Origin of the sequence: Cruoricaptor ignavus, from assembly GCF_900141665.1 — a bacterium.
Taxonomy (GTDB): domain Bacteria; phylum Bacteroidota; class Bacteroidia; order Flavobacteriales; family Weeksellaceae; genus Cruoricaptor; species Cruoricaptor ignavus.
Genome location: NZ_FQYI01000007.1, coordinates 1 through 26,565 on the forward strand (window position 1 = coordinate 1; position 26,565 = coordinate 26,565).

Genomic DNA, 26,565 nt, shown 5'->3' on the forward strand with positions numbered 1-26,565 from the left:
TCACAAGTTTTCCGTCAGCTGCAAAAATCCGAACATCCAAAACTTTCTCAGGAGTGCTGATGTTTAGCACATCGCTTGCCGGATTTGGGTAGATTGCAACGGCTGATGCCTCGCTCTCGCTTGTACCAAGTTTTGGCGAAACTTTGATTGTGTAGTCTTCCGCCTGCCCATATCCAGTAGGCAAGCCTTGTAATAAAGTTCCATCAGAAAAGCAAGGGTTTGCAAAGGCATCTTCGCCCCAATTATACTTAATTCTCATTCTGGTTTCGCCAACTTTAGCGTCAGCAGGCACTTTTATCTTGCCCACCGTTTGCTTACCGTCCAAACCAGTAGAGTTTTCAATCATCACGGGATTATTAACGAAATACACTTCATCTTCATCAAAGTTTTGATTTTGATTCCAGTCGATAAACACTAAATATCTGAATTTGTAATCTCCGCCGGTATTACCTTCAAAGGTAATATTATACTCGGAATCTTGTTTCAGGTTTGCCACCTTGTCAGTAAACAATTCGTGAGGTGATTCGTCGTATGCTGCGGAAGATTTGTTATCCAAATCAGCGAGCTGCACCCTTGTAATAGGGATTACATCCTCCAAATAAGTTAGCGGTCCACAATATGGCTTGTAGCCATTGATTCCGCTAGTAAAACTAAAGACTTGGGAGCAGCCTTCTGCTTCGCCCGCTGCGTTTTTGGCCACCACTTTCCAGTAGTAAGTAGTGTCTTCCTTGATAGTTGCGATAGCAAACAGATTATTATGACCAATTTTTACTTTAGGATCTGGGTCAGTGTCCAAATATACTTCGTATTCATCTACCTTTATGCCATCATCATTTTTTGTCCAGGTAAGGGCTACATTCTCGTACGACGCTATCTTGCTTCCATTGGCTGGTGTGAGTAGGGTCGGACAGCCTGGCGCCACCTTTGGCACACTATCCACTCCGATATCATCGAAATGAAGCCTAAACTTGTTTGCAGAAAGCGCGTGGAAAGCGATGCAAATTTCTTTGCCAGCATATGCCGACAAATCCACGCTTCGGAAGTTCCATCCATTTGGCGCCTCCTCTACTGGCTTTAGCACCTCGGCGAAATCACTTACTGACGAATTTCCGGTAGTGGATACCCTGATATCATAGCTCTCCACATAGCTGGGATCCTGGTTTTTCACGAAATAAGTCAGCCTATCACTTACACCAGGAGTTACCGTGAACTTAGGCGTTATCAGATAATCATCGTGAGCGTCTGCAGAATAGTTTATATAAACCGAGTATCTCGCAGAATATGCTGAATTATTGGAGCCAATACCAATGGTGAAAGTCTTATCATCTCCTCTGTTTATAACCTTCCAGCCTTCCGGCAAGTAAGGGCTTGCATCGAAGTTCTGGAAAAACTGAGCCTGCGCAATTAGCGGCAGCGCAACTGCTGCAGAAACTAGTAATTTTTCATTCGAATAGGTTTTTTTAAGTCACTCAAATTTAGAAAGATTTGCGTTATCAAAAAAATCTTCGAAAAGATTTAGTATAACATTATATAAATTAAATTATTAAATTTGTAGAAAATGAATTTTTTGTGAAAAGTAAGAGTATTTTCTTAAGCATTTCAGCCATTTTCTTATCTCAAACTGTAAATGCACAGTGGACTAAGAGCGCAGCTCCTGAAAGCAAAAATCGAAATGTGAATTCAACCAGCCACTATACTTTGGATTTGGAAGAATTGCGCACAACATTATCCAGAGCGCAGCTTTCGGGCAGAAATTCAAAACCGGTAATAGTTCGTATTCCCACTTTGGATGGAGCGATTGAGGAGTTCGAAGTCTATAGCTTTCCAGTCGTTGAAAAGGCAATCGCCGAGAGATATAAACTTGGCTCTTATGTTGGAAAAGGTGTTAATGACCCATCCAAGTATATCCGCTTTTCAGTTGCACCTAATGACTTTCAGTCAATGGTTATTAAAAATGGGAGATATGAATTTGTAGAGCCTTTAAACAAGGAAAAAAGCATCTATGGTGTTTTTCCTAAAAGCAAAAAAACCGAGGGTGATGCATTTGAGTGCAAAACAACTGAAAGTCTACAGGAAAAGCGGCAGATCGACAATCTGAAAAAGAAAGGTTTTGGAAATGATCCGACAGAGTTTAGCAGGATGTGGGATAGTAAATACCGTACTATGCGCCTTGTTATATCTACAACAGGGGAATATACCCACTATTTTGGTGGAAGAGAAGGTGCAATTGCGCAGGTAAACGCTACTTTAACGAGGGTTAATGGAATATTCGAAAGAGATTTCGGCTTGCACCTCATACTCCAAGATTATCCTGAACTTATCTACACTAATTATAGCACAGATCCTTATAGCCCAGCATATCTTGGTGTAGGGGAAAATAGATGGGCTGATCAGTTGCAAAGAACTTTAACAAAGGTTGTGGGCGAAGAAAACTATGATATAGGGCATTTGTTTGGCGCCAGCGGAGGCGGCGGAATGGCGGGCTGCATTGGTTGCGTTTGCATCTCTCCGGCAATGGATGAAAACGGTGTTCCAACGAGCTGGGGGAAAGGTTCCGCCTATACATCTCCTGCAGACATGAAACCTTTTGGTGACGCCTTCGATATCGACTATGTAGCTCACGAAATGGGTCACCAGTTAGGTGCCAACCATACTTTCGCTTATGATCTTGAAGGAACAGGAACCAATATGGAGCCTGGCTCCGGTTCTACCATTATGGGATATGCAGGGATACGAGGCGAACACAATGTTCAGGAACACTCCGATCCATTCTTCCATATCGTGAGCATTGTACAAGTTGGAAATAATCTATTAGACAAGACCTGCGACGTTGAAGCACCAATTATTAATAGGCCTCCTAAAATTCAGAAGATGGCGGATGTGACTATACCGAAAGAAACCGCTTTTGCACTAACGGCTATCGCTGAAGACCCTGATGGGGATCCATTGCTATATAGCTGGCAGCAAACGGACAATGCTAAGGATAAAATATCTTACGGGAATCTTGGCACTCGAGATAATGGACCTCTGTTCCGAGTGTTTAACCCTACAGTGAGCCCTACCAGGTTCTTCCCAAAAATGGAATCCATACTTGCTGGCAATCTTGATAATTCCAAAGGAACTTGGGAGTCTGTTCCAAAGGTTCCAAGGCTAATGAAGTTTCACGCTTTGGTGTACGACAATAATCCTACGAACCAAATCGCACAAAATGATTTTGAGCAAATTAAAGTAAATGTAGGTAATGATGGCCCCTTCAAAGTAAAAACCGAAAAAGTATTTATGGATTATCCTACATCTCTCATCCAATGGGATGTAGCAAATACGAATAAGGCACCATATAATACACAAAATGTAAAAATTGATTACACTAAAGATGGTGGAGCCACTTGGAATACCTTGATAACCTCTACGGCAAATGATGGTGAGGAAATATTAGATTTTAGAGGAATAGAGCCAGAAGGCACCGAGATTCACCTACGAGTTTCTGCTGTTGAAAATATTTTTCTTACGGTGAGTAAAGTGCTGGTAAGAAAATATCCTACTGAAACCCCTTTATGCATTACGCAGACATCTCCAGCTAATAATGCAGAGAATGCAGCATATCCAACGACAACGCTGAGCTGGACTGCAAAGGAAGAAGGCGAAAAGCCAGAGGGCTATGATATCTATCTTGATACCAATCCCAACCCTACTACTTTATTAGGTTCTACCGAAGGCTTGACTATAAAAGCAGAGAATCTACTACCTGAAACAAAATATTACTGGAAAATAGTTCCTAAAAATTTAGCAGGAAACACCACTGCTTGTCAAGTATTCAGCTTTATTACGGAGGAAAAGAGGTGGTGTGAAGCTGGAACAGACTCTACAAGTTTTGAAAAAATTGGGAATGTAAAATTTGCAGGCATTGATAACTCGTCAACCAATACTGTTGGTTATGAAGACTTTACCAGTATTTCTGCAAGTGTGGAACCAGGGAAAACATATGATTTCGAAGCTAAGGCGGTGGCTTCATCAGTCAATGATGACAAAATTTATGTCTGGATTGATTTTAACAGAAACAAAAGTTTTGATGATGACGGTGAGTTAGTGCTGGTAACCCCACCGTCCAAATCTCCTTGGAATGGACAAATAACTATACCTCTCAATACAGCTCCGATTAAAACGAGAATGCGGGTAAGGCTTGTGGCTTCCAAGTCTACACCAAACCCTACATCCTGCGGCAATGCTAAATATGGGCAAGTCGAGGATTATTCTATAGAAATCACAAACTCACTTTCTGTGGCTTCATCTAACCCTTCCCAAGGAATAACACTGTATCCAAACCCAGTATCTGAAATCTTAACGGTGCAGAATGCTAAAAAAGATGCTCAATACAGTATCTATACAGCAGATGGAAAGCTTCATTCTAAGGGGAAACTTAATAACGGAGCTGTAGATGTGTCAGCTTTTGCAGGAGGTGTATATATAATTAATGTAGCGAACGAGGACAAAAACATCAGTGTGAAATTTATCAAAAAGTAACTAATTTATTTAAAATAAAGCTATGATTACAACAACTATTCCAAGGACAATTCTAGCCGCCGCATTGTTCACTGCAGCGGTTGCAGAGGCACAAACCCCTATCAGAGACAAATACATCTTCACACAGGAGAATTTGACTTATGAACCGCTTGCTAAACCTACCGTTCTCGCCACAGGTACAGGTTTGATTGGGCCAGAACTGATTGATGGTAGAAGGTACGATATAGATTTGCCTTTCGAGTTCAACTTCAATGGTAAGAACTTTAACAAAGTCCAACTGAACAGTTATGGATATATTGTCTTTAATCCAAAAAATCCAAAGTCTTTCCCAAATCCTTTTAACGTAAAGTATTACTCTACTGGTCCAAACGGCTATACAGATGAGGGAGTATTTTCTGCTCTTGCGACAAATTTGGGCATCATCTCGTCCAACCCTGAAAATCGTGCGTATCCTGATACTTCTAACACCACTCTTTCATATGAAGTTCGCGGAGAGGAAGGCAGAAGGGAAATCGTTTTCCAATGGTATAACTTCCAGCTATACTATTTTAATCGAAGTAAAGCGTATGACCAGCTTGATTTCCAAATTATTTTGTCAGAAGATGGCTCCCTAAAGAGTGTTTATAATATCCGTTCCAAGCAGGTGGATGGCGATGTTAGATTCTGGGTAGGCATTGGCGCACCATCCGTTGCCAACGAAGGCAGAACTGATTATTCGATGAGAATTTCTGAAGGCAATGCCAACAGCAATTGGCTTACCACTACCGAATCTCACGAGCCAAAAGTTATTAGTCAGTATCAGTCTGATTATATAGGTATTAAATATTCATTGGATGCATTGCCACCTTCTGGGCTGTCTTACACTTTTACACCGAAAGACGAAGTAATGGGTATAAAAGAAAACTCGAAGAAAAAAGCCGTTCAAATTACACCGAATCCAGCATCGGAAATTATTACGATAAAAGCGGATGGCTTCAAGCTAGCAGAGCTAATTGATCTTAACGGAAGAAAAATAATAGAGTCCCAAAAGCCTAACATCTATGTAAAAGGTCTCAAACCTGGAGTATATCTTCTAAAGATTGTAACTTCCACTGAAATTATAAGCGAAAAGGTTATAGTTAAATAATTTTTTTTAAGATATAAAAATTAAAAGCGGTTAACATTTTAAGTTACCCGCTTTTTTGATTGGTAAAATATTTTCTCCGCTCAAAATATCATAAATGTTCATTGTACTTCCTACGACATTTATTCAGCAATATTTCGACATGTGCTGTTAAATTGTTTTCATGTTCTTTTTAATGAAAAAATTAATCACATCAAATATCGAAACAACGCTTCTAGAAAGATTTTACCGCAATGTGAAATAACATGCAAAATGAGCCACCCTTTTGGCCACCCTTAAAAATGTAAAACGCTGATAATCAAAAGATTAACAGCGTTTTCAGTACTCCGGACGGGACTTGAACCCGTACGCCAAAAGAGGCACAGGATTTTAAGTCCTGCGTGTCTACCAGTTCCACCACCAGAGCATCAGGCTTAAAAAAAGGGAAGTCTTGCGAAAAACTTCCCTCCTGCCGAGCGAAAAACGGGGCTCGAACCCGCGACCTCAACCTTGGCAAGGTTGCGCTCTACCAGCTGAGCTATTTTCGCAAAAAAATCCGTGCGGATGAAGGGACTCGAACCCCCACGCCTCTCGGCACCAGATCCTAAGTCTGGCGTGGCTACCAATTACACCACATCCGCAGAAATAAAAAGACCGCCGTTCTTTTTTGTGAGTGCAAATATAGAAACAATTTTCTTTACCAGCAAATTTTTTTAAAGATTATTTTTTTCTGTTTTTTTTCATTACCATCACTACACAATGAAATTTATTGCTTAATTTTACCAACCTCAACAAACTGATTATGGAACTACAGGGCACAGTAAAAAAACTAACTGATATTCAGACTTTTCCAAGCGGATTCCAGAAGCGGGAACTCATCCTGAATACTACCGAGCAATACCCTCAGGTGATCGCAGTAGAATTCACGCAGGATAAAATCAACCTTCTGGACAGCATCAGCGAAGGCGATGAAGTGAAAGTTTCCATCAACATACGCGGCCGGGAGTGGACTTCCCCACAGGGCGAAGTAAAGTATTTTACTTCGATTGGTGGCTGGAGAATCGAAAAACTAAGCACCACCACGGTACAGGAACCTACTCAAGCTACGCCGGTTTCCGGGCAGACGCTGCGCAACGATGATCCCTTTGCGGACGACGAGGACGACGATCTTCCGTTTTAGCATTTAATTGGTAAAATTTGTCAAAAAAATCCCGCAAACACTGTGGGATTCTTTATTTATGTATTGCTTAAATCCTGATGAGCTCAACTTTCCCGACCCTATGTGGTATCACCCTCCGCAGGGCCTGATCGCCGCCGGCGGGGATCTTTCTCCAGAGCGTCTATGGCTTGCGTACAGCCACGGCATTTTCCCGTGGTACAACCCTGATGAAGAAATCCTGTGGTGGTGCCCGGACCCGCGCTTTGTGCTCTTCCCCGGCGATGTGAAAATTTCCAAATCTATGCGGAAAATATTTCGGGATGAAGTGTTTATCTTTACCGAAAACCAATGTTTCGAGCAGGTGATGCGCAGCTGTGCCGAGGCACCGAGAAGCGGACAAGACGGCACCTGGATTAGCGAGGAATTAATCGATAGCTTTAAAATCCTTCACGACATTGGCATTGCGAAGAGCTTCGAAGCCTGGAGGGATGGCGAATTAGTAGGTGGTTTTTACGGCCTTGCCATAGGAAAAGTTTTTTGCGGTGAGAGTATGTTTTCGAAGGAAAGCAATGCTTCGAAAGCCGTGTTTCTAAACTTCGTAGCAAAGCAGCGGGAATTTGAAATCATCGATTGCCAGATACATTCCCAGCATCTGGAAAGCCTCGGGGCGGGGATGATATCCAAGCAGGCGTTTCTAAGCTACCTCCCGGCTTATGGCTCTGCCTAAACCAATAAAAAAACCGCCCGATTTCTCAGGCGGCCGCTCATTTAGACTTTATCGGTTACTCATATTTGATATCATCAATCTGATAAGTAGTCGTCACTCCGCTGCCATTCCCTTCATACTTAAATATGATGAAGCCGTTTCCGCTCAGGCTGGCAGGTGTAGTGTAGCTGCCCGCGCTGCCAAGGGTGCCGTACCCTGTTGCCGGTGCTTTCGGCAGGGTGAAGCTTGAGGTAATATCCGTAAGCTTCGCCTGGGTCATATCCCCCATCGGCTTGTAGTCGGTTGAGTAATAAACTTTAAGCCCGTCACCCTTATAGTAGCCCACATTTACATTAAAGCTCAGCTTCTTGCCAGGCGTGAAGTTCACCGGAACCACGAAATAAGTGTGGTAATTACCTGTGCCTGCATTGGCACTCATCTGAATGTACTGGTTTTTATTGTAGGACTTCAGCTGCCAGTACCTGTTGCCCACCACCGCATCATTAATATAATTTGTGAATACTTCAAGATTAATAGGGGAGAAACCTTCAAAAGTTTCGTTAATTACAGATGGGTAAGTAACATTGGCAGAGCCTTTCGGCGGTGCAGAGTCGGTAGGAGACGGCGTAGGGTTCGGCGCCGGCGTAGTGCTTCCGCTGAACCTTTCTCCTGTAAAGGCAAGATCATTCTCATTGCGGACGATCATCTGGTAGTTTTTATTATACTTGCTCACCACGAAGGTTGCCACACCGCTTCCCGTCGGGAGAGTTCTCGCTGCGAAACTCGCATATCCTGAGGTCCGGATTACCGTGTTTCCGCCTGCCTTGTCCTCAATTTTTCTGTCGGTATCCTGTCTGGACCCGTCTGCATTTACCTGGGCGAAGGTTTGCACCACTGGTTTTATTACCGAATCTGCAAACTGTACATCAGGCACGCTTACCAGCATATTGAGGTACTTATCGCTCATCGCTGCTTTCAGGCTCGGAAGCTCCAGTGGCTTTATTGTCGCCACCTCCAGCCCATTCCCGCCGCAGACACCGGAGAAATAGCGGCCTGCCAGCGAGGATGGAATCCTGCCTATGGTGTAGGTAGGATCTTCGCTGCCGATTTTGATGACGCCGCGGTCTTTGGCAATTTTCAGCCCGTTCAGCTTCAGGCGGATGTGGCTGCCCACGGGCAGATCAGCGTAGTTGCTGGCGCGGTCCACCTCTATTTGCAAACCAACGCTCGGGTTCTCTGGCCTGTCCTGAAAGGAAATGGTTTTATAAAAATTCCCGAACTCATCGGAAGAAACCACATATCCGTCGATGATGATATCGCCATCCTTTGCATCAAAGGTATACGCGCCGGAGGAGGGCGCCATCGCTGCTACCTCTGCCATCGTTTTAGTAGGTGCGGCGAATTTATTATTGCAGTTTACCGGCGGAGTGTCCCAGTCATCATCCTGTACGCACGAGTTCAGTACCACGGCGCCCACTACCAGGCCGAAAGCAAGTTTAAAATAATTTCTGATTATCATTGTTAATTTTTTTTAAAGGGTTAAAATTAAAATCTCACCTGCAGGTTTATAAAATACTGAAGCCCCTGGGTATACCAGTATTTAGGTGCAAAAAGCGGCCGCTCCCTGTCGGCATCCTGGATGAATTTCGGGAAGCTTACATTCCTCGTCTGCTCAAAGCCGCCGGTCTGGTAGTCCTTATTATTCAGCACATTGTTTACCGTGGCAGTCAGCAGCACATAATATTTGCCGAAAAGCCAGGATTTCCCCGCATTGGCATTCAAGAAGAAGGCATCTTCCAGCTTGGTAGGCGCCAGCCTTCTGCGCAGCTCGGTTTCCGTAACATCCGTATACGGCGTACCGGTAAAGGAGTTTTGTATGAATCTCTCCGAGCGGAGGATCGCTGAAGGATCGAGATAATTTTCAGCGAGATAGTTTCCGGTAACGCCCACCCACCAGTACTTCGGCGAGTTGTAGCGCAGGCCGAGCGTATAGCCCTGCTGAGGCGTGCCCCCCACCCTGTAGTTCTTCAGGTAAGCCCTACCGAGGTTAATGTAAGGCACCCCGCCCGGCAAATCCCCCGTAGCATCTGAAGTAAAGAGCACATTCGGGTTGTTTTTATAAACATACTGCCCGTAGCTCGCCACCCCCTGCAGGGAGAAGGTTGGCGTTATCTTCCAGTCGATGCCGAGCTCGCCTCCCAGATTCTGGCGCTGCATATCGGAGAGCACCTGCGTCACGAATGCACTCTGCGCCACAGTGCTTGTGCCGTCCGCGTTATCCACGCTCAGCTGGATGCCGTCTGCGAAAAACCTCTGCACATTTGTTTCATTTTCAGCATTCAGGATGTAGCCGGTAAGGCGCATTTTGAACATTGGCGCATTCACCACATAGCTCAGGTCGTTGGCGTTAATCACCGTATTCGTCACCAGCGGAGAGATGCTCGCATTGGCCCTCGGGTTGATGAAAAGATCCTCGAGATAAGGCGCGTGGCTGTAGTAAGCACCGTTGTAAACGAGGAAGTTTCGCCCGTCGATCCTGTAAACAAGGCGCCCCTTCACGCCATAATCCCAATATTCGTGCTCCTTACTCTTGCCGAAGGAACTTTTGTAAAGATAATTGCGGAAGAGCCCTTCCCGGGAGGAGGTGGAGTAGCCTGCCAGCGCGGAGACAAATCCGTCAAACCTGCCGGCGGAGAACTTCAGGCCAGGATTTACTTTTGCCTCCTGCCTTCTGAATATATAGTCGTAATTGATTTTATCGCCTTTAAACTTGGCTACATTCTCCTCACCCTCGTTGTACTGATAGCTCGCTCCGGGCTTGTTGGACGGGCCAAACGGATCCACATTGAAGGCGAAATCCGCACCCAGCAGATCCTTTATTTCGCGGTAGTTTTCAGCGTAATAGTTTTGGTAGGAAAGGTTTAAAATAAACCTCGTGGTAGGGCTGAAGTCGTAAGTAAAATGCGTGCCGGCATTCCAGATTTTCTCATCACTGACATCATCAACCAGGAAGTAGAGTGCACGCTTGCCGGTGGCGCCGTATCTCGTTACTGGTGCCTGCGCGAGGTTCCTGCGGTAGAGCGCATCCCAATTGATCTGCGTATACTGCGGGTCGTTGTTTATCCATCCCTCCACGGCAGCCTGGTAGGCCTGCTGTGCGGTGGTAGGCTTGCCATTTGCTGTTGCAGAAGCATCAGGATTCAGGGAGGCATAATAGCTAGGCAGGTAGCGGTAGTAGGTAGGCGATGGATTCTGAACATTCTGCCAGTCCAGGCGGGAGCCGTAGTCTTTACCAAACTGGTAGGAGACGGATGTCCAAAGATTGGCATCTTTTCCTAGTTTTAAGAAATCTTGCAGTTGGATGATGGGCTGGAAGCCTCTGCGCACGCGCTCGCTGCGCTTCTCGCCATCTTGCCACCCCCAGTAAGAATTGTAATGCACGCCGCGGTAGTCGTAAACTTCCTGCGTGCTCGGGCTGGCAGTGGAGCGGCGGTAGGGCGCGCCGATGGCGTTCAGGGTGATGGTATGCCTGTCGCTGAACTTCTTTTCTACCCCGAGGAATGCGCCCCAGGCATCGTAGAAGGTACCCTCCTGTATGCCCTCCTCTGCCCATCTCCTCGCCGCCATCGCGGTCACCGCCCATCCGGATTTGCTCATCCCGGAAGTATAGCGCAGAGATGCGCGGTTGCGGTAGTTCCTATTAGCAAGGGAATAGGTGGCCTGGAAGCCTTTGCGGTACTCGCTGGCCTTGGTATTTTTGTAAATAACCCCTGCGGAGCCTCCGAAGGCAAATTCCGAAGGGGAGTGGTTGGTGGCGATTTCAGGGTATCGCATTATCTCGTTGAGGCCTCCCCAGTTCCCGAATTCCACGCGGCCGTTGTCTTGCCGGATCATGGAGACACCGTTGATCATATTTTCCCCGTTTCTCCCGTCGATGCCGCGGGGGCGGAACCAGTAGGCACCGAGATCGAATGCGGCTACGCGGCTGAACACATCCTGAGAAGACTGCAGCAGCCCCACAGTGGTGGACTGGCTGGTGTCTTCCTCCGAGGTGAAGCCGTCCGCATAGGCAAGCCCCTGATCGGCAGTGATCTGGTATTGGTTCAGCGTAATGACGCCAAGATCCTTGCGCCGCTCGCCGTTTACCTCAAAATCGAAAACGGAAGTTTCAAAAGTGGGCTTCGCGATTACGATTTGATAATGTCCGTCCTTCAGGTCCACGAACTGGAAGTATCCGATTTTATCGGTGCGCACATCCAGCCCCTCGCCTTTCAGATCAATTTCCACATTTTCCACCGGCTGCCCCTGGCCGTCCTTTATATATGCAAAAACGGTAGTTTGCGCATAATAAAAGGATGCGGGCATCAATGAAAAAAGAGAAACCAATGATAGTTTTTTCAGCATATCACTAATTTATTTCTACATTTGGCATCCTCGCCAACAGGCTGAGGAGCATTAGCGCCAAAATTAAACTTATTTGCCAAACGGGCAAGCGCCTCAATATTATTTTTTTATTAATAATTCTTTAACATACGCAAGGCAAAAACTTTTTATATTTGGCGAAATAATACTGGCACCTATGAAGTTTAGAATCACTTTTTTCAGCCTGCTGATGATCATCGGCGTTTTAAGCGCACAGCAAGGAAAACCTGCGCAGAAACAACCTCGAAGGCTGGCCACCGTGGGCTTTATGAATGTGGAAAATCTGTTTGATACCATCCGCTCAGCCGATTATGTGGACGGCACTAAAGACCCGAGGAACCCGGCATACCACCGCAGCATTCCGGTAGATTCCATCCCCCATCTGGAGGTGACGGAGGAGTACAAAGGCCAGTGGAGCGACCCGCTGCTGAAGGGCAAAAAGGTGGTAAGGTATCAGGTGGTGGCGGAAGAATTTACCCCGGAAAGCAATAAGCGCTACGGCAAGAAAATATATCAGCAGAAGCTGGATAATACGGCAAAGGTAATATCAGAGGTAGGCTTCCGGGAGACGGGCTCTGCCCCGGTGATAATGGGCCTGATAGAAGTGGAGAACCGCAATGTGGTAAAAGACCTCATCAGCCAGCCGGCATTAAAAAAATATAATTACGACCTTATTCATTATAATTCGTTTGATGCGAGGGGGGTAGATGTGGCACTGATTTATCAGAAGAGCCGTTTTATCCCTGTAAATTCTTATAAAAAAGAACTGAAAATCTACAACCCGGACGGCAAGCGGGAATACACGCGCGACATCCTTGTTGCCATCGGCTATCTGGATGATGAGAAGGTAGCGGTTTTTATGAACCACTGGCCTTCCCGGCGCGGTGGCGAGGCGGTGTCCCTGCCAAAGAGAAACGCAGCAGCCGCATTGCTGAAGCAGCAAATGGACAGCATAGGAGCTGCGCACCCGAGTATAAAGATGTTTGCTATGGGCGATTTTAATGACGACCCTGTAAGTTCCAGCCTGAAAAAACACCTGAAAGCCGTGGGCACGCCCAAGGAACTTTCCGACGAGACTCCGTACCTGAACCTGATGTACCCGCTTTATAAAAAAGGTGTGGCGTCGCTGGCATACCAGGATGCGCCTAACCTTTTTGATCAAATCATCGTGTCAAGAAATTTAGTGTCGGATTTCCTTACCACAGACTATAAGGTTCAGAAAGCCGAGCTCTATGCACCGCCCTACCTCATCACGAAAGACGGAAATTTCAAGGGCTACCCCTTCCGCTCCTGGTCGGGCGATAGATGGACTGGCGGCTACAGCGATCACTTCCCGGCTTTTGTAGTGGTGCAGAAAGCGGTAAAGCAGAATTAAACTTAATGTAACACAAAAAAATCCTGACGCATTTCCCGTCAGGATTTTTGTTAACCCAGCATCCTCTGTGCTTTCCTGATGCCTTCCACTAAAATATCTACTTCTTCGAAAGTGTTGTAAACGGCGAAGCTTGCACGGATGGTGCCAGCGATTTTAAAGTAATCCATTATCGGCTGAGTGCAGTGATGACCGGTCCGTACAGCGATGCCCATTTTATCCAGAATCATACCAGCATCGGAAGCGATGCCAGCGTTTTCCAATGTGAAGGATACCACGCCTATTCGATTGGCTTTTTCACCGTAGATTTTCAGGCCGCCGAGTTTTAGCAGTTCGCTTTGGCAGTACTGCATCAGCGCTGTTTCGTGCTCGTGGATTTCTGCCCTGCCAATGCCTTCAACCCAATCGATGGCAGCGCCAAGACCGATGTTTCCGCCAACATTCGGCGTGCCGGCTTCAAACTTGAAGGGCAGCCCGGCAAAAGTGGTTTTTTCGAAACTGCAGGTGGCAATCATTTCTCCGCCACCGTGAAACGGCGCCAGCTTTTCAAGGATTTCCTCCCTTCCATACAGGATTCCGGTGCCCATCATTCCGTACATTTTGTGGCCGGAGAACACGAAGAAATCGCAGCCTAGCTTCTGCACATCAATCTGAAAATGCGGTGCAGATTGTGCGCCATCCACAACAATCAAAGCGTTGGAATTCTGCCGCACTTTCCGCACGATTTCTTCCGCAGGATTGATGATGCCCAAAGCGTTCGACACCTGGTTGAAGGAAACGAGCCTGGTTTTTTCGCTAAGGTTTTCTTCCAGGAAATCCAGCTGCAGCACGCCGTTTTCATCCATCGGGATTACCTTCAGCTTTGCGCCCGTTCTTTCGCAGAGCAGCTGCCATGGCACAATGTTGGAGTGGTGTTCCAGCTGAGAAACGATGATTTCATCGCCTGACTTTAGCAGCCCGGAATTTCCCACCGCATAGGCTATCAGGTTCAGGCCTTCGGTGGTTCCCTTGGTGAAGATGACTTCGTAATCGTGTTTCGCATTGATGAATTTCTGCGCTTTTTTCCGCGCATCTTCCATTTCCTGCGTCGCTATTTGGCTCAGCGTATGTATTCCGCGGTGTACATTGGCGTTGGTTTCCGTATAGTACTGCATTATGCGGTTCAGCACGGGCAACGGCGTTTGCGAAGTGGCCGCATTATCAAGGTAAACCAGTGGTTTGCCGTTCACTTCCCGGCTTAAAATCGGAAATTCCGAGCGGATGTTTTTTAGGTTGAGCATTGTGGAATTTTTAATCGTAAAGTCTTGATGCAAAATCCATACTTTGATGCAGGATCGTCATTATTTCAATCAAATCCTCTTCATAATTTATGGTGTAAAAAATGATGTGTGAGCCCGTTTTCCACGACCAGTAACCTTGCCGCAATTCAGAACAATTCCTTCCCTTTTCTGGCTTTTTACAAATTTCCTCGAACGCATCAATTATTTTGTCTGTATAAATTTTCGCCTGCTTGATTGACCAATGGTAAACTGTGTAATCAAAAATCTGCACGAGATCATCATCAGCCTTCCGGCTTAAAATGTACCTCATAGGTCGCCATACTTTTCCTGCATTCTGCTGTAAAAATTTTCTGGCGTCCAATCTTCCGCGATGCCACTTTTTTCCGCCTCAATTAATTCAGTCAAGATTTTTTCACGCTTCCGTTGCTCCTTCTCCATCAGCCTCAGTCCTTCTGACACTACTTCGCTTGCGGAATTGTATCTGCCGGAATTTACTTCTTGCTTCACAAAATTCCTGAAATGCTCGTCGAGTTCTATATTATCGTAAACTGCCATAATTTTTCACTTTAAATCTTCTCCAGCAAGCTGCGCATATTCACCTTCTCATCAATGATTCTGCGAAGTTCCGACGCGGAAACTCTTTCTTGCTTCATCGTGTCCCTTTCGCGAAGCGTCACGGAACTATCGCTCAGCGATTCGTGGTCAACAGTGATGCAGAACGGCGTTCCTATGGCATCCTGCCTTCTGTAGCGCTTCCCGATGCTGTCCTTCTCCTCCGAAATTACGTTGAAATCAAACTTCAAATCGTTGAAGATTTTTTCCGCAAATTCCGGCAGGCCGTCTTTCTTTACCAATGGTAAAATTGCGGCTTTCACCGGTGCAAGAGCCGGCGGCAAAGATAGCACGGTTCTTTCCGAGCCGTCGTCCAATTTTTCCTGTTTCAGTGCGTTGGAGAAAATGGCAAGGAAAAGCCTGTCCAGCCCAACCGAAGTTTCCACCACAAATGGCACATAGCTCTCGTTACGCTCCGGATCGAAGAACTGCAGCTTCCTGCCGGAATGCTTTTCGTGCGCACCCAAATCGAAATCCGTTCTTGAATGGATGCCCTCCAGTTCCTTGAAGCCGAACGGAAATTTAAACTCGATATCTGCCGCAGCATTGGCATAGTGTGCCAGTTTTTCGTGGTCGTGAAAGCGGTAGTTTTCCGCGCCCAGGCCAAGCGCCAAATGCCAGTTCAGGCGTTTCTGCTTCCACTCTTCGTAGTGCTGCAATTCTGTTCCTGGCGGCACGAAATACTGCATCTCCATCTGCTCAAATTCGCGCATTCTGAAGATGAACTGCCGCGCTACAATTTCGTTTCGGAAGGCCTTGCCGATTTGTGCGATGCCGAACGGCAGCCTATGCCGCGAAGTTTTCTGCACATTCAGGAAATTTACGAAAATGCCCTGCGCCGTTTCGGGACGAAGGAAAAGCTCCATCGCGTTTTCCGCCGAAGCGCCGAGCTTTGTACCGAACATCAGGTTGAACTGCCGTACATCCGTCCAGTTTTTCGAGCCGGTATCTGGGTCGGCAATTTCCAGCTCTTCTATTAAGGCTTTTACATCTGCTAAATCATTGTTTTCCAAAGACTTAGCCATCCTTTCCAGAATTGTTTTCTGCCTTTGGCGATAATCGATAACTTTCTGGTTGGTGCTTTCAAACTGCGCCTTATCAAAGGCTTCGCCGAATCTTTTCGCCGCCTTCTCGATTTCCTTCTGGGCTTTATCTTCCAGTTTTGCCGCGAAATCTTCAATGAGCACATCTGCACGGAAACGCTTCTTGGAATCCTTATTGTCAATCAGCGGATCGTTGAACGCATCTATGTGCCCGGAAGCCTTCCAGGTTGTAGGGTGCATCAGGATGGAAGAATCGATGCCCACTATGTTTTCGTTCAGCTGCACCATCGCTTTCCACCAGTACTGCTTGATGTTGTTTTTCAGTTCGGCGCCATTCTGCCCGTAATCGTAAACTGCCGAAAGCCCGTCATAAATTTCGGAGCTTGGGAAAATGAAACCGTATTCTTTAGCGTGCGACACCACATCGCGGAAAAGGTCTTCCTGCTTTGCCATAAATTTTTCTGAATTTGAACAAAAATAATCAAAATCCCTGGAAGTATTTTTCCGCTAAAATTCTTCCTCAGAACTTCGCCAAAATTCCAAACTTCAAAACACAAACTTTCCTAACTTTGCAGTATGATTTCACGGCTTTACAAAGCGGCAGTTCGGCCGGTGCTTTTTCGGTTTGATGCGGAAGATGTGCACCACTTCACCTTCTGTATCCTGAAAAATTTCAATTGGCTGATAAAATTTTTTCTACCGAAACCCATTGAAAATCAGAGACTTGAACGCGAAGTTTTCGGGTTGAAATTTAAAAATCCCGTAGGGCTTGCCGCAGGGTTCGATAAAAATGCGGCGCTGTACAATGAACTTGCCGATTTAGGTTTTGGCTTCATCGAAATCGGCACCGTAACACCGAAAGCCCAGCCTGGAAATCCGAAAAAAAGGCTGTTTCGTATTTTGGATGACGAAGGCATTATTAACCGGATGGGCTTCAATAATGATGGCCTTGCAGCGGCGATTGAGAATTTGAAGAAAAATCAAAAAAAAGTGATAATTGGTGGGAATATCGGAAAAAATACCGCCACAGACCCCGACGCTTACACTGCCGATTATCTGCAATGCTTTGAAGCGCTGCACCCTTACTGCGATTATTTCGTGCTGAATATCAGCTGCCCGAATGTTGGCAGCCACGAGAAATTGGGCGATGTGAATTACCTTCGCGAACTGATTTCGGATGTCAAAAAAATCAATAATTCCAAGCCGAAACAAAAGCCGATTTTGCTGAAAATCTCACCGGACTCTACCGAGAAACAATTGGACGAAATCATTGATTTAGTGAGAGATACGAAGATTGACGGCATTATTGCTACCAATACTTCTACAAATCGTGACGGCCTGAAAACGCCGAAATCTGAGCTTGAAAAAATTGGAAACGGCGGGCTCAGCGGAAAGCCAATTTCGAAGCGCAGCACGGAAATCATCCGCTATCTTTCGGAAAAATCCGGCAGGGCTTTCCCGATCATCGGTGTCGGCGGAATTCACTCTGCTGATGATGCTTTGGAAAAGATCAACGCTGGCGCTACGCTTGTTCAGATTTACACCGGCTTTATTTATGAGGGCCCAAAACTAATTTACGATATTAATAAAAAATTACTTGAAAATTATCAAAGTAATAATTGAGCCAAGGTATAGATTACAAGCCCAACCAAACCGCCAACCAAAGTTCCGTTCACGCGGATAAACTGTAAATCTTTCCCAACTTCCAGCTCCAGTTTTTCCGAAAGCTCTTTGCCTTCCCAATTGCCCACCGTTGCACTAATCATTTCACCAACACGATGGCGATTTTTCAGAACCTGCTTGTAGATCGTAGTACGAAGCCACCTATCGATTCGCTGCTGTAACTCGTTGTTATTCTGCAGATTAACTGCAAAATCTCGTATGTTTTTTTCGAGATAAATTTTCAGCGTGGATTGCTCTTCCGTCAATAAATCTACCAAGGATTTTTTCACAGAAAGCCAAATATCCGAAGCGTAACTTCCGATTTTTTCTTCCGTTAAGAAATTGGTTTTAAATTTATCAAACTCATCGCTCCATTTCTCTCCTGATGAAACCTCTTCAGCAAAAGTTAGTAATTTATTAGAAATTTCTAATCTAATCGGATGTTCTAAATCCTGCTGAATTTCATCGGCATAGCGCAGCATTCCGGATGTAATTTTATCGGCAATAGCCCTATCCACAAATTTCGGGATGATGGCATAGCTTTCCTTTTCCACGCGGTTTTGCACCATTTCCCGATTATTTTCGATGTAAATTTTCAGCTCTCTCGTCAAATTGGTGATGAGCTTTTGGTGGTCATCTCTGCTTAAGAAGTAATGAATCATCTGCCCAGCCAAAGCATTGATTTCCAAACGATTACCAAAATTCATCGCCTTGTCCGAAATAAATTTGGACATCGCTTCATCGTCAATTTTCAGAATTAAATCCTTGAAAATCTCCGAGCCTTCCTGCACCAGAAATTTCTGATTTTTAGGATTCAGAAGCCAATCTGCAGCGTAGGGTGAAATTTTCAAATTCACAATATAAGGTCGGATACTTTGCGGATTCAAAAAGTTTCCGACCACGAAATTTCCCAAGTTATCACCAATGGCATCCTTCTTTTCTTGGATGAGATTGGTGTGCGGAATTTTCAGTCCCAAAGGATGGTGGAACAGCGCCGTAACGGCGAACCAATCTGCCAAGGCACCCACCATAGCAGCTTCGGAAAACGCCTTCACATAGCCAATCCAGGCACCGCTATTTGATTTTTGCAGCAGCGTCATTCCCACGAAAATCAGCGTCATCAGAACGAACAAACCTGTGGCGAAAGTCTTATATTTGCGCAGGCTTCGGCGCTTTTCAGCTTCAGTCATTTACTTTTGTTTAAAACGAAAATGCGAAAACTCATCATTTATACATTAATGTTTTCGGCGGGAATTTCCTGCTCTCAGCTTCCGCAAAATTCAACCAAAAATAATAAAATCACGATGGATAACAGCAAAAACAACCCGTACTATTCCGAAACGGACAGCACGAAAATTAGCGTGAGCAACGAAGATTGGAAAAATGCGCTTTCGCCGGAACTCTACCGGATTGCCCGTGAAGCCGGTACAGAAAGGCCTTTCACAGGGAAGTACAACGATTTTGATGAAGTGGGCGAATATTTTTGCGCGGCCTGCGGAAATCATCTTTTCAAGAGCACGCAGAAATTTGCTTCCAGCTGTGGCTGGCCAAGTTTTTTCGAGGCGGATAAAAACGGCGTGATTTACCGCCGCGATTCTTCGCACGGAATGGAGCGCATCGAAGTGCTGTGCAAGCGCTGCGAATCGCATCTTGGCCATGTTTTCAATGATGGCCCCGAACCTACTGGCCTGCGCTATTGTATGAATTCCGTTAGTTTGAATTTTAAGGCGGACGAGCAAGAGTAACTAACTCAAAATCAACAATTTAACAATTTTAAACAAAATCTTAACGGAACGCTAAAGTTTCGTTAAACTCTCTTGTTTTCAAGTTTAAACCTTTGAGGTTTTCTAATTTTGCAGCGCTAAATCACTTAACATAATTTTTGATGAAAAAACTTTTGGCATCGCTTGCATTGGTTTCCGCGCTTTCGACCTCGTTCATCAACCGTGAAAATTTTGAAACGAAAACCATTGAAAACAAGGCAGTTAGCGAAGTAAAGTCAATTTCAGAAATTAAGGAAAATGCGGTTTCTTCCGCGGAAATTTTTTCCACGATTGATTTTTCAGGCATCAATCAGCTGAATCCTGAAGTTTTCGAAAAAGCCTACAAGGGTTTCCAGAAATTGAAAGCGGCGGGCAAGCTTCCGGAGGAATCGCAGATTCTCAGCATCGTAGATTTTTCGCTGTCATCCAACACAAAAAGGCTGTGGATTATCGATTTGAATTCCAAAAAAGTGCTGTTTAATTCGTTGGTTGCCCACGGAAAAAATACCGGCGATGAATTTGCTACTAATTTTTCCAACAACCGAAACTCCCTGCAATCCAGCCTTGGATTTTATGTGACGGACGACACCTACTTCGGTGGCAACGGTTACTCGCTGCGTTTGCATGGGATGGATAGGGGTTGGAACGATGCGGCGCTTGAACGGGCAGTGGTGATGCACGGCGCAAAGTATGTGAGCGAGCAGTTTGCGGCGCAGCACAAGAGAATTGGCAGAAGCTGGGGCTGCCCTGCGGTGCCGAGCGAATTGGCGCAACAAATCATCGATACCGTGAAAGGCAAGCAGTGCCTTTTCCTTTATTACCCTGACCAAAATTACCTTTCAAGTTCGGAATGGCTTTTGTGATTATTTCAAAAATTTAACAGAAAAATTAAAAATCCCTAAATCTTGAGTTTAGGGATTTTTTTGTCTCGTAATAAATTTAGCAAAATAAAAAATCCGCAATAAAAACTGCGGATTTTTAAAAATTTTAAATTCACTTCTTCGTCTTTTTTGGCTTCCTGCCCTTACCTATTATGGTTGGATATTTCATCACCATTTCACTGTAGATGCTGTCGTCCATTTCCAAGGCTTTTTCTAAGGCTAACTTTGCATCTTCCTCATAATCAAGCATATACAAGCAATTGCTGATTTGGTAGAAAAGCTCTGCACGGTTGTGGATTTTTATCGCCTGATTTAAAACTGTGATGGCTTCTTCGTACTCGTGCAGCAGCATCAGAACTTCCGAATAAGCGTACCAGTTGTAAAATCTTCCAGGCTCAATCTCCACGATTTTCCGCAGGCAAGCAACACTCTGCTCGAACATTCCGCTATCGATGTACAGGAAGGCAAGCCGCTTCTGAAACTCCACATCGCCTTCGTTCAGCGCCACGGCTTCCCGCGCGAAATGCAGGGCCTCCCTTCGCTGCCCGCTCTCTTCGTAAATCGCGCTCTGCTCCATCATCGAAAGGTAAAACTGCGGGTCTTCCACCAGAGATTTCTGGAAGGCTTTTAGCGCCTTCATCGGCTGCTGCATTTCGCGGTAGCACAGCCCGATTTTGTAGTAGGTATAGGCTTTCGTGAATTCTATTTCCAGTAGCTCTTCGTACACTCCTATCGCATTTTCCCACTGCTTCATCGCTTCGTAGCAGGCCGCCTTATTTGCGTAAACGCCGATGGCATCGCTGTTTATGGCCAGAAGGTAATCAAAACCACGGATGGCTTCCTCGTAATTTTTTCGGCTGAAGTAGAATTGCCCGTACTCATTCCACGCCGTTTCCGAAAACGGAAATTGGTTGATGTAGTCGTTCAGGAAATTTATCGCCTCATCGTGCCGCTGCAATTGTGCGTAGCAAAACATAATGTTTTCCAGCGCATAATCGTCCTGCGGTTCGTATTGCAGCGCAAGTTTGTAGTGCTTCAGGGCGTTGAACGGGTCGTTTAGATTTACAAATTCATCGGCAATAAAGTTGTGCAGAAAATCTTCTTCCTGCTCAAATTCCAGCGCCTTTTCGCAATACTCGATGGATTTTTGCGGATTGCCAAGGTTGGAATAATACTTCGCACAGCACACGAAAAAATCGGTGCTTTCCATTCCCAAATCGCGAAGTTCTCGAATGATTTTTTTCGCTGCAGGATAATTTTCCAGTTCCAGCAAAACTTCCAATTCCTTGGTTTTCAGCTCGATGCAATTTGGGTGAAGTTGCTTTGCAAAATTCACGGCAAGCTCTGCGAGATTAATATCTCCAATTTCCAGATAATAAATGATAATGTCCTCCAGCTCTTCGCTGTCGAAATAAGTTTGCTCGCCGGTTTCCAGCATCTGCTCGAACTTTTTCGCAAGCTCGTTTTCAAAAAATTCTTCCAATATTCTTCTAAATCGTCCTTCCCAAAGTTCGAAAATTTTTTACAAACTTCGGAAGACTTTTTTGTTAAATTAAAGTGAAATTAAATGCCGCTTATCGGGATTTTGCCTGTTGGAAAAGAATGATAATATTTCAATATTTTCTCCCACTACTTGGTAATAGAGCGTATTATATTTCAAAACTGTCACTTTGCGAACATCACGAAATTCTGAGAGTTTAAATGACAATGGGTTTTCCAAAATTGCATCCAAATATTTCCTCAGTTCATTTAGAAGCCTTCGAATTTCTTTCTCAGAAAAATTCTCTTCCAAATAATTAATTGTACCCTCCAAATCTTCCTCAGCCTGCGGTGTCCAAAGAATTTTATAAGTATTTTTCATACTTCTTTATCACCTCAGAATGGGGTTTTAACAGCCCGGCTTTTGCCTGACGCATACCATTTTCCACAGCCTTCCTCTCCTCCGCAGAAACTTTCTTCTCCTCCAAAATCTCCTTCCGGAATTTTTCGTCGTCGATGTTTTTGGTTAATTCCTCCATATTTCCAAGTTAAAAAAACTCACGCCAAACTCCTGATCTTCGCAATCATCGCATCGCCAAGTTCATCGGCTTCCTGCTGAGTGTGCGCCTCGGTGTAAATTCGGATAATAGGCTCCGTGTTAGATTTCCGCAAATGCACCCAGTTGTTTTCAAAATCAATTTTCACGCCATCCATTGTGGAAACCTCATCATTTGGATAGGCTTCCCGCACTTTTGTTAAAAGCGCATCCACATCAATTTCCGGCGTCAGCTCGATTTTTTTCTTGCCCATAAAATACGGCGGATATGTGGCCCTAAGTTCGGAAACCGTCTTGTTTTCCTTCGCTAAGTGTGTGAGAAACAGCGCGATGCCAACCAGCGAATCTCTGCCGTAATGCAGCTCAGGGTAGATGATGCCGCCATTTCCTTCGCCGCCAATTACCGCATTTTTTTCCTTCATCAGGTTCACCACATTTACTTCGCCCACAGCACTTGCAAAGTATTCACAATCAGAGAGTTGGCTTACATCTCTGAGCGCTCTGCTCGATGAAAGGTTCGAAACCGAGCAGCCCTTCGTATTCCTCAGCACATAATCTGCCACGGCAACCAGCGTATATTCTTCGCCGAACATCTCGCCGTTTTCATCAATCAGCGCCAGCCTGTCCACATCAGGATCCACCACGATGCCCAGGTCTGCATTTTCCTTTTTCACGAGTTCGCAAATGTCCGTCAGGTGCTCTTTCAAAGGCTCCGGGTTGTGCGGGAAATGGCCGTTCGGCTCGCAGTAAAGCTCTACGACTTCGCAGCCTAATTTTTCCAAAAGCGGCGGAATCGCGATGCCACCGGTAGAGTTCACCGCATCCAGCACCACCTTATATTTCCTCGCCTTTACGGCTTCTGCATCCACCAATTTCAAATCAAGAATTTTTTGGATGTGAATTTCAAAGCCCTCATCATTGGTTTCATAGCTGCCCAAATCATCGATTTCGGCAAAGGTAAAATCCTCATTCTCAGCAAGTTGCAAAACTTCTGCACCAGCTTCTGCATTGATGAATTCACCCTTTTCGTTTAGAAGTTTCAGCGCGTTCCATTGCTTTGGATTGTGCGATGCCGTCAGGATTATGCCGCCGTCTGCCTTCAGTTCTGACACCATCACTTCCACCGTTGGCGTTGTGGAAAGGCCAAGGTCAATCACATTTATTCCCAGTCCTTGCAAAGTTGCCGTGACAAGGGATGACACCATTTGCCCGGAAATTCTTGCATCTCTTCCGATGACCAGCGTTAGGTTTTTCCGCTGATTTTTATTCTGAAGCCAGGTGCCGAAAGCTGCGGTAAATTTCACCACATCCAGCGGCGTAAGGTTGTCGTTCACTTTGCCGCCAATCGTTCCGCGGATTCCTGATATTGATTTGATTAAAGCCATGCTTAGTTTAAGATTAGAAGTTTGAAATTGGTGATTTGGATGTTTTCAGCAAATTTACGCAAAGTTCGGATTAATAGTAAGATTAATCCAGCAAAGCGAAAGCATCTGCTGCCGTTTCAAACTTAGCAAAATTTCCTGGGAAATCTTTCAGGGAAAATCAATTACCGCAGCCACAATTATCTTCGCAGCCTCCTTTTTTGCTGAATTTCTTTGGCGAAAAATTCTTGCGGAAAATCCTGAAAATAGCGTAGAATGCCGACAAAACCAGCAGGCCTAAGATGATGTACTGAATGAGCAGAGAAGTTTCCATCATTTAAAAATCTGATAAACCAAAAGTGCCGCAATGTAGGCAAGCGACGTCATCCCCAGCATTTGTCCTGCCGTCCATTTCCACGATTGCGTTTCGCGGTAAACGATGGCTACCGTGGAAGCGCACTGCATCGCGAAAGCGTAGAAAACCAGGATGGAAAGCCCTGTGGCAAGGCTGTAAATTTTTTCGCCGCTTGGCCAGGTGTCGGCGTGCATTTTCTCGATGAGCTTGGTTTCCGGCGCATCTTCTTCCAGGCTGTAAAGCGTGCTCATCGTGCCCACGAAAACTTCCCTGGCCACGAAGCTTGTGAGGATGCCCACGCCAATTTTCCAGTCGTAGCCTAAAGGTTTTATCGCAGGCTCAATGATTTGCCCTGCTTTTGCCAGGTAAGAATCCTGCATTTCCACATCGGTGGCCACGAATTTTTGCTGGGGCTCGGTTTTCGGGCCTATGAAGCTGAAAAACCAGATGATGATGCTGATGAAGAAAATAATGCGCCCTGCACCGTTGATAAATTCCCACACTCTTGCCAGCATCAGCTTGAAATCTTTCCAGAACATCGGCATTTTGTAAGTCGGCAAATCCATCACCAGGAAAGATTTTTTTCCGGTTTTAATGATTTTATCCAAAATAAATGCAGAGAAAATCGCCGCCAGAAAACCGAGGGTGTACATCGCCAGAAGTGCCAGCGCATCGTACCGGATGCCGAGAAAATCGCCAGAGGGAATAACCAGCGTGATGATGGTGGTGTAGATGGGTAGCCTGGCAGAGCAGGTCATAAACGGCGTTACAAGTACGGTGATGAGCCGCTCTTTAGCATTCTCGATGTTGCGGGCTGCCATAATGGCAGGTATCGCGCAGGCTGTGCCAGAAACCAGCGGCACCACGCTTTTCCCATTCAGCCCGAATGGCCGCAGAAGCCTATCCATCAAAAATACCGCCCTTGCCATATAGCCGGAATCTTCCAGCAGATACAGGAAAAACATCAGGATGCCGATTTGCGGTGCGAAAACTGCGATGCCGCCAATTCCTGGAATTATCCCGTTGGAAACCAATGAATTAAGCGGGCCCTCTGGCAAATTCTGATGTGCCACGGCAGAAAGCCACGAGAAGCCGTCCTCAATCCAGCTCATCGGAAATTCCGCCATCCAGAAAACCGCCTGAAACAGCATCAGCAGCACGATTCCGAAGATTATATAGCCGAGAACTGGGTGCACCAGGATTTTGTCCAATTTTTCCGTGAGCAGTTCTTTGGCATCTGGTTTTTGGTGGTAAACTTCCGGCAGAAATTTTTCAATGTTCTGATATCGCCTTACTGTTTCCTGCGTTTGTAATCGCCTTGCTGAAAGGTTTTTGGGTAAATTTTTCCCGGAAGCAAATTCCGCCCATTCGCTATAATTTTTCGCGAAAGTATGCTCTGCCGGAATTTCAAACTGCGGTTTTTCGCTGATGCTGAATTCCTGCTGATGTATGGCTTCCTTCAGCGCATCAATGCCCTGCTGAGCTTTGGCATTCATCCCTAAAACCTTTACACCGAGTTTTTCGCTAAGTAATTGTAAATCAATGGAAACGCCGCGCTTTTCCGCTTCATCGGTTTGGTTGATGACTACCAAAAGCGGCAGCCCTAAATCTTGCAATTGCTGAAAAAGCAGTAGGCCGCGCTTTAAGTTCAGCGCTTCGATGATGTAAACAATTCCTGAGTAATTCTCTTGATTTTCAAACAGATAGCGTGCGAAAACCGCATCATCTTCCGCCGAAGGATAGATGCTGTAGGCGCCAGGCAAATCTACCACCTGCACTTCCTGGTTTCGGTAGGTGTAGTTTCCCCTGAGCGATGCTACCGTAACGCCGGCGTAATTTCCGGTTTTCTGCGTGGTGTTGCACAGCGCGTTGAAAATCGTAGATTTCCCAACATTCGGGTTGCCTACCAGTAAAATTTCCTTCCGTTCCTGCATTGCTTCCGCCGAAACTTTTGGTTAAAGGCTTTCTACCTGTATGTACCGCGCTTCTTCTTCGCGCAGTGCCAGCCTGCTTTTTTCTGTGCCGAATTCTATGTAGAGTGGCCCGCGAAACGGCGCCTGATAAAGCACGCGGAATTTTGTGCCGGGCACCAGACCCATTTCCACGATTTTGCAGGGCATCGTATCCTGCCCATCGTTATAATCGCAGATTTGCCCGAGTTTCTTTTTCGGGAAGCAGCATAGAGTTTCTTTTTTCAGGCTATCCATCGGCTTCGCTTTGGTTGCAAAGTTAGCTAATTTAAATTTAATCTAATTAACGCCTGAGAGAAACCCAAGATTAACGCATAAAAA

At 45.5% G+C, this 26,565-nt stretch carries 23 protein-coding genes and 3 tRNA genes; 8 read left to right on the forward strand and 18 right to left on the reverse strand.

All coding sequences use genetic code 11. The annotated features are described in order from the left end of the window. On the reverse strand, positions 1 to 1,360 hold a 1,360-nt coding region (locus tag BUB43_RS07645; RefSeq protein WP_073179874.1), incomplete at its 3' end, for a choice-of-anchor J domain-containing protein. A gap of 209 nt (positions 1,361 to 1,569) precedes the next feature. Between BUB43_RS07645 and BUB43_RS07650 the strand changes: the two genes are divergently transcribed. Both BUB43_RS07650 and BUB43_RS07655 read left to right on the forward strand, forming a co-directional pair. Then, positions 1,570 to 4,521 carry a reprolysin-like metallopeptidase gene (locus tag BUB43_RS07650; protein WP_073179876.1) on the forward strand — a complete coding sequence of 984 codons (2,952 nt, stop codon included), beginning with the start codon at positions 1,570 to 1,572 and terminating at the stop codon, positions 4,519 to 4,521. Between the two features lie 22 nt (positions 4,522 to 4,543). Continuing rightward, on the forward strand, positions 4,544 to 5,647 hold the full coding sequence (locus BUB43_RS07655) for a T9SS type A sorting domain-containing protein (protein WP_073179878.1): 1,104 nt from the start codon (positions 4,544 to 4,546) through the stop codon (positions 5,645 to 5,647). A 319-nt stretch (positions 5,648 to 5,966) separates the two neighbouring features. Here the strand turns inward: BUB43_RS07655 and BUB43_RS07660 are convergent. The 3 genes from BUB43_RS07660 to BUB43_RS07670 form a co-directional block, all read right to left on the reverse strand. Further along, positions 5,967 to 6,050 (reverse strand) — tRNA-Leu (locus tag BUB43_RS07660). A gap of 48 nt (positions 6,051 to 6,098) precedes the next feature. Beyond that, a tRNA-Gly gene (locus BUB43_RS07665) sits at positions 6,099 to 6,171 on the reverse strand. Positions 6,172 to 6,182: 11 nt separating this feature from the next. Further along, a tRNA-Leu gene (locus tag BUB43_RS07670) sits at positions 6,183 to 6,264 on the reverse strand. A gap of 161 nt (positions 6,265 to 6,425) precedes the next feature. On the opposite strand from BUB43_RS07670, the gene BUB43_RS07675 reads away from it, so the two are divergent. Then, positions 6,426 to 6,803 (forward strand): DUF3127 domain-containing protein, encoded by a 378-nt coding sequence (locus BUB43_RS07675; protein WP_073180082.1) that lies wholly within the window; start codon positions 6,426 to 6,428, stop codon positions 6,801 to 6,803. 58 nt (positions 6,804 to 6,861) lie between these two features. After that, on the forward strand, positions 6,862 to 7,509 hold the full coding sequence (gene aat, locus BUB43_RS07680) for a leucyl/phenylalanyl-tRNA--protein transferase (protein ID WP_073180084.1): 648 nt from the start codon (positions 6,862 to 6,864) through the stop codon (positions 7,507 to 7,509). 55 nt (positions 7,510 to 7,564) lie between these two features. On the opposite strand, the gene BUB43_RS07685 is transcribed toward aat, so the two are convergent. Then, a complete protein-coding gene (locus tag BUB43_RS07685; protein ID WP_073179880.1) occupies positions 7,565 to 9,007 on the reverse strand; it encodes a M949_1556 family lipoprotein in 1,443 nt (480 codons plus the stop codon). A gap of 26 nt (positions 9,008 to 9,033) precedes the next feature. Further along, positions 9,034 to 11,892 (reverse strand): carboxypeptidase-like regulatory domain-containing protein, encoded by a 2,859-nt coding sequence (locus tag BUB43_RS07690; protein WP_073179882.1) that lies wholly within the window; start codon positions 11,890 to 11,892, stop codon positions 9,034 to 9,036. A 208-nt stretch (positions 11,893 to 12,100) separates the two neighbouring features. On the opposite strand from BUB43_RS07690, the gene BUB43_RS07695 reads away from it, so the two are divergent. Beyond that, complete coding sequence (locus tag BUB43_RS07695; RefSeq protein WP_260200684.1) at positions 12,101 to 13,285, forward strand: endonuclease/exonuclease/phosphatase family protein; 1,185 nt, start codon at positions 12,101 to 12,103, stop codon at positions 13,283 to 13,285. A 50-nt stretch (positions 13,286 to 13,335) separates the two neighbouring features. On the opposite strand, the gene BUB43_RS07700 is transcribed toward BUB43_RS07695, so the two are convergent. Genes BUB43_RS07700 through BUB43_RS07715 form a run of 4 tightly spaced genes read right to left on the reverse strand, consistent with a single transcriptional unit; the run spans position 13,336 to position 16,670 of the window. Continuing rightward, positions 13,336 to 14,562 (reverse strand): cysteine desulfurase, encoded by a 1,227-nt coding sequence (locus BUB43_RS07700; protein WP_073179884.1) that lies wholly within the window; start codon positions 14,560 to 14,562, stop codon positions 13,336 to 13,338. Positions 14,563 to 14,572: 10 nt separating this feature from the next. Beyond that, positions 14,573 to 14,872 carry a type II toxin-antitoxin system RelE/ParE family toxin gene (locus BUB43_RS07705; protein ID WP_073179885.1) on the reverse strand — a complete coding sequence of 100 codons (300 nt, stop codon included), beginning with the start codon at positions 14,870 to 14,872 and terminating at the stop codon, positions 14,573 to 14,575. Continuing rightward, positions 14,869 to 15,117, reverse strand: coding sequence for a type II toxin-antitoxin system ParD family antitoxin (locus BUB43_RS07710; RefSeq protein WP_073179887.1), 249 nt, complete (start codon positions 15,115 to 15,117; stop codon positions 14,869 to 14,871). The genes BUB43_RS07705 and BUB43_RS07710 overlap by 4 nt, the downstream gene beginning before the upstream one ends. An 11-nt stretch (positions 15,118 to 15,128) precedes the next feature. Next, positions 15,129 to 16,670, reverse strand: coding sequence for a glycine--tRNA ligase (locus BUB43_RS07715; RefSeq protein WP_073179889.1), 1,542 nt, complete (start codon positions 16,668 to 16,670; stop codon positions 15,129 to 15,131). A gap of 123 nt (positions 16,671 to 16,793) precedes the next feature. Here BUB43_RS07715 and BUB43_RS07720 point away from each other — a divergent pair, with 123 nt between their 5' ends. Further along, positions 16,794 to 17,840 carry a quinone-dependent dihydroorotate dehydrogenase gene (locus BUB43_RS07720; protein WP_073179891.1) on the forward strand — a complete coding sequence of 349 codons (1,047 nt, stop codon included), beginning with the start codon at positions 16,794 to 16,796 and terminating at the stop codon, positions 17,838 to 17,840. On the opposite strand, the gene BUB43_RS07725 is transcribed toward BUB43_RS07720, so the two are convergent. Then, a complete protein-coding gene (locus BUB43_RS07725) occupies positions 17,825 to 19,069 on the reverse strand; it encodes a DUF445 domain-containing protein (protein ID WP_073179892.1) in 1,245 nt (414 codons plus the stop codon). The genes BUB43_RS07720 and BUB43_RS07725 overlap by 16 nt on opposite strands. Positions 19,070 to 19,090: 21 nt before the next feature. Here BUB43_RS07725 and msrB point away from each other — a divergent pair, with 21 nt between their 5' ends. Beyond that, entirely contained in the window at positions 19,091 to 19,624 is a 534-nt protein-coding gene (gene msrB / locus BUB43_RS07730; RefSeq protein ID WP_073180088.1) for a peptide-methionine (R)-S-oxide reductase MsrB, read from the forward strand. 140 nt (positions 19,625 to 19,764) lie between these two features. Beyond that, positions 19,765 to 20,505, forward strand: coding sequence for a murein L,D-transpeptidase catalytic domain family protein (locus BUB43_RS07735; protein ID WP_073179894.1), 741 nt, complete (start codon positions 19,765 to 19,767; stop codon positions 20,503 to 20,505). A gap of 130 nt (positions 20,506 to 20,635) precedes the next feature. On the opposite strand, the gene BUB43_RS07740 is transcribed toward BUB43_RS07735, so the two are convergent. The 7 genes from BUB43_RS07740 to BUB43_RS07760 all read right to left on the reverse strand — a co-directional run bounded on the left by BUB43_RS07740 (position 20,636) and on the right by BUB43_RS07760 (position 26,481). Continuing rightward, the gene (locus BUB43_RS07740; protein ID WP_073179896.1) at positions 20,636 to 22,006 is read right to left on the reverse strand and encodes a tetratricopeptide repeat protein; all 1,371 of its coding nucleotides are present in this window, start codon (positions 22,004 to 22,006) and stop codon (positions 20,636 to 20,638) included. 69 nt (positions 22,007 to 22,075) lie between these two features. Further along, the gene (locus BUB43_RS07745) at positions 22,076 to 22,384 is read right to left on the reverse strand and encodes a type II toxin-antitoxin system RelE/ParE family toxin (protein ID WP_073179898.1); all 309 of its coding nucleotides are present in this window, start codon (positions 22,382 to 22,384) and stop codon (positions 22,076 to 22,078) included. Next, entirely contained in the window at positions 22,368 to 22,541 is a 174-nt protein-coding gene (locus BUB43_RS11270) for a hypothetical protein (RefSeq protein WP_159430236.1), read from the reverse strand. Before BUB43_RS11270 ends, BUB43_RS07745 begins: the two co-directional genes overlap by 17 nt. Positions 22,542 to 22,560: 19 nt before the next feature. Further along, positions 22,561 to 23,943: a phosphoglucosamine mutase gene (gene glmM, locus BUB43_RS07750; protein WP_073179899.1), complete on the reverse strand. Its 1,383-nt coding sequence runs from the start codon at positions 23,941 to 23,943 to the stop codon at positions 22,561 to 22,563. Positions 23,944 to 24,100: 157 nt separating this feature from the next. Beyond that, a complete protein-coding gene (locus tag BUB43_RS11275) occupies positions 24,101 to 24,256 on the reverse strand; it encodes a FeoB-associated Cys-rich membrane protein (protein ID WP_159430237.1) in 156 nt (51 codons plus the stop codon). Beyond that, entirely contained in the window at positions 24,253 to 26,208 is a 1,956-nt protein-coding gene (feoB, locus tag BUB43_RS07755; protein ID WP_073179901.1) for a ferrous iron transport protein B, read from the reverse strand. Before feoB ends, BUB43_RS11275 begins: the two co-directional genes overlap by 4 nt. A 21-nt stretch (positions 26,209 to 26,229) precedes the next feature. After that, positions 26,230 to 26,481: a FeoA family protein gene (locus BUB43_RS07760; RefSeq protein WP_073179903.1), complete on the reverse strand. Its 252-nt coding sequence runs from the start codon at positions 26,479 to 26,481 to the stop codon at positions 26,230 to 26,232. Positions 26,482 to 26,565 lie beyond the last annotated feature (84 nt).

Coding starts and splice junctions, on each gene's coding strand:
- feoB (WP_073179901.1), bottom strand. CDS start 26,208: ATGCAGGAACGGAAGGAAATTTTACTGGTAGGCAACCCGAATGTTGGG.
- BUB43_RS07685 (WP_073179880.1), bottom strand. CDS start 9,007: ATGATAATCAGAAATTATTTTAAACTTGCTTTCGGCCTGGTAGTGGGC.
- aat (WP_073180084.1), top strand. CDS start 6,862: ATGTATTGCTTAAATCCTGATGAGCTCAACTTTCCCGACCCTATGTGG.
- glmM (WP_073179899.1), bottom strand. CDS start 23,943: ATGGCTTTAATCAAATCAATATCAGGAATCCGCGGAACGATTGGCGGC.
- BUB43_RS07690 (WP_073179882.1), bottom strand. CDS start 11,892: ATGCTGAAAAAACTATCATTGGTTTCTCTTTTTTCATTGATGCCCGCA.
- msrB (WP_073180088.1), top strand. CDS start 19,091: ATGCGAAAACTCATCATTTATACATTAATGTTTTCGGCGGGAATTTCC.
- BUB43_RS07700 (WP_073179884.1), bottom strand. CDS start 14,562: ATGCTCAACCTAAAAAACATCCGCTCGGAATTTCCGATTTTAAGCCGG.
- BUB43_RS11270 (WP_159430236.1), bottom strand. CDS start 22,541: ATGGAGGAATTAACCAAAAACATCGACGACGAAAAATTCCGGAAGGAG.
- BUB43_RS07745 (WP_073179898.1), bottom strand. CDS start 22,384: ATGAAAAATACTTATAAAATTCTTTGGACACCGCAGGCTGAGGAAGAT.
- BUB43_RS07725 (WP_073179892.1), bottom strand. CDS start 19,069: ATGACTGAAGCTGAAAAGCGCCGAAGCCTGCGCAAATATAAGACTTTC.
- BUB43_RS07760 (WP_073179903.1), bottom strand. CDS start 26,481: ATGGATAGCCTGAAAAAAGAAACTCTATGCTGCTTCCCGAAAAAGAAA.
- BUB43_RS07705 (WP_073179885.1), bottom strand. CDS start 14,872: ATGAGGTACATTTTAAGCCGGAAGGCTGATGATGATCTCGTGCAGATT.
- BUB43_RS07735 (WP_073179894.1), top strand. CDS start 19,765: ATGAAAAAACTTTTGGCATCGCTTGCATTGGTTTCCGCGCTTTCGACC.
- BUB43_RS07720 (WP_073179891.1), top strand. CDS start 16,794: ATGATTTCACGGCTTTACAAAGCGGCAGTTCGGCCGGTGCTTTTTCGG.
- BUB43_RS11275 (WP_159430237.1), bottom strand. CDS start 24,256: ATGATGGAAACTTCTCTGCTCATTCAGTACATCATCTTAGGCCTGCTG.
- BUB43_RS07655 (WP_073179878.1), top strand. CDS start 4,544: ATGATTACAACAACTATTCCAAGGACAATTCTAGCCGCCGCATTGTTC.
- BUB43_RS07695 (WP_260200684.1), top strand. CDS start 12,101: ATGATCATCGGCGTTTTAAGCGCACAGCAAGGAAAACCTGCGCAGAAA.
- BUB43_RS07715 (WP_073179889.1), bottom strand. CDS start 16,670: ATGGCAAAGCAGGAAGACCTTTTCCGCGATGTGGTGTCGCACGCTAAA.
- BUB43_RS07675 (WP_073180082.1), top strand. CDS start 6,426: ATGGAACTACAGGGCACAGTAAAAAAACTAACTGATATTCAGACTTTT.
- BUB43_RS07710 (WP_073179887.1), bottom strand. CDS start 15,117: ATGGCAGTTTACGATAATATAGAACTCGACGAGCATTTCAGGAATTTT.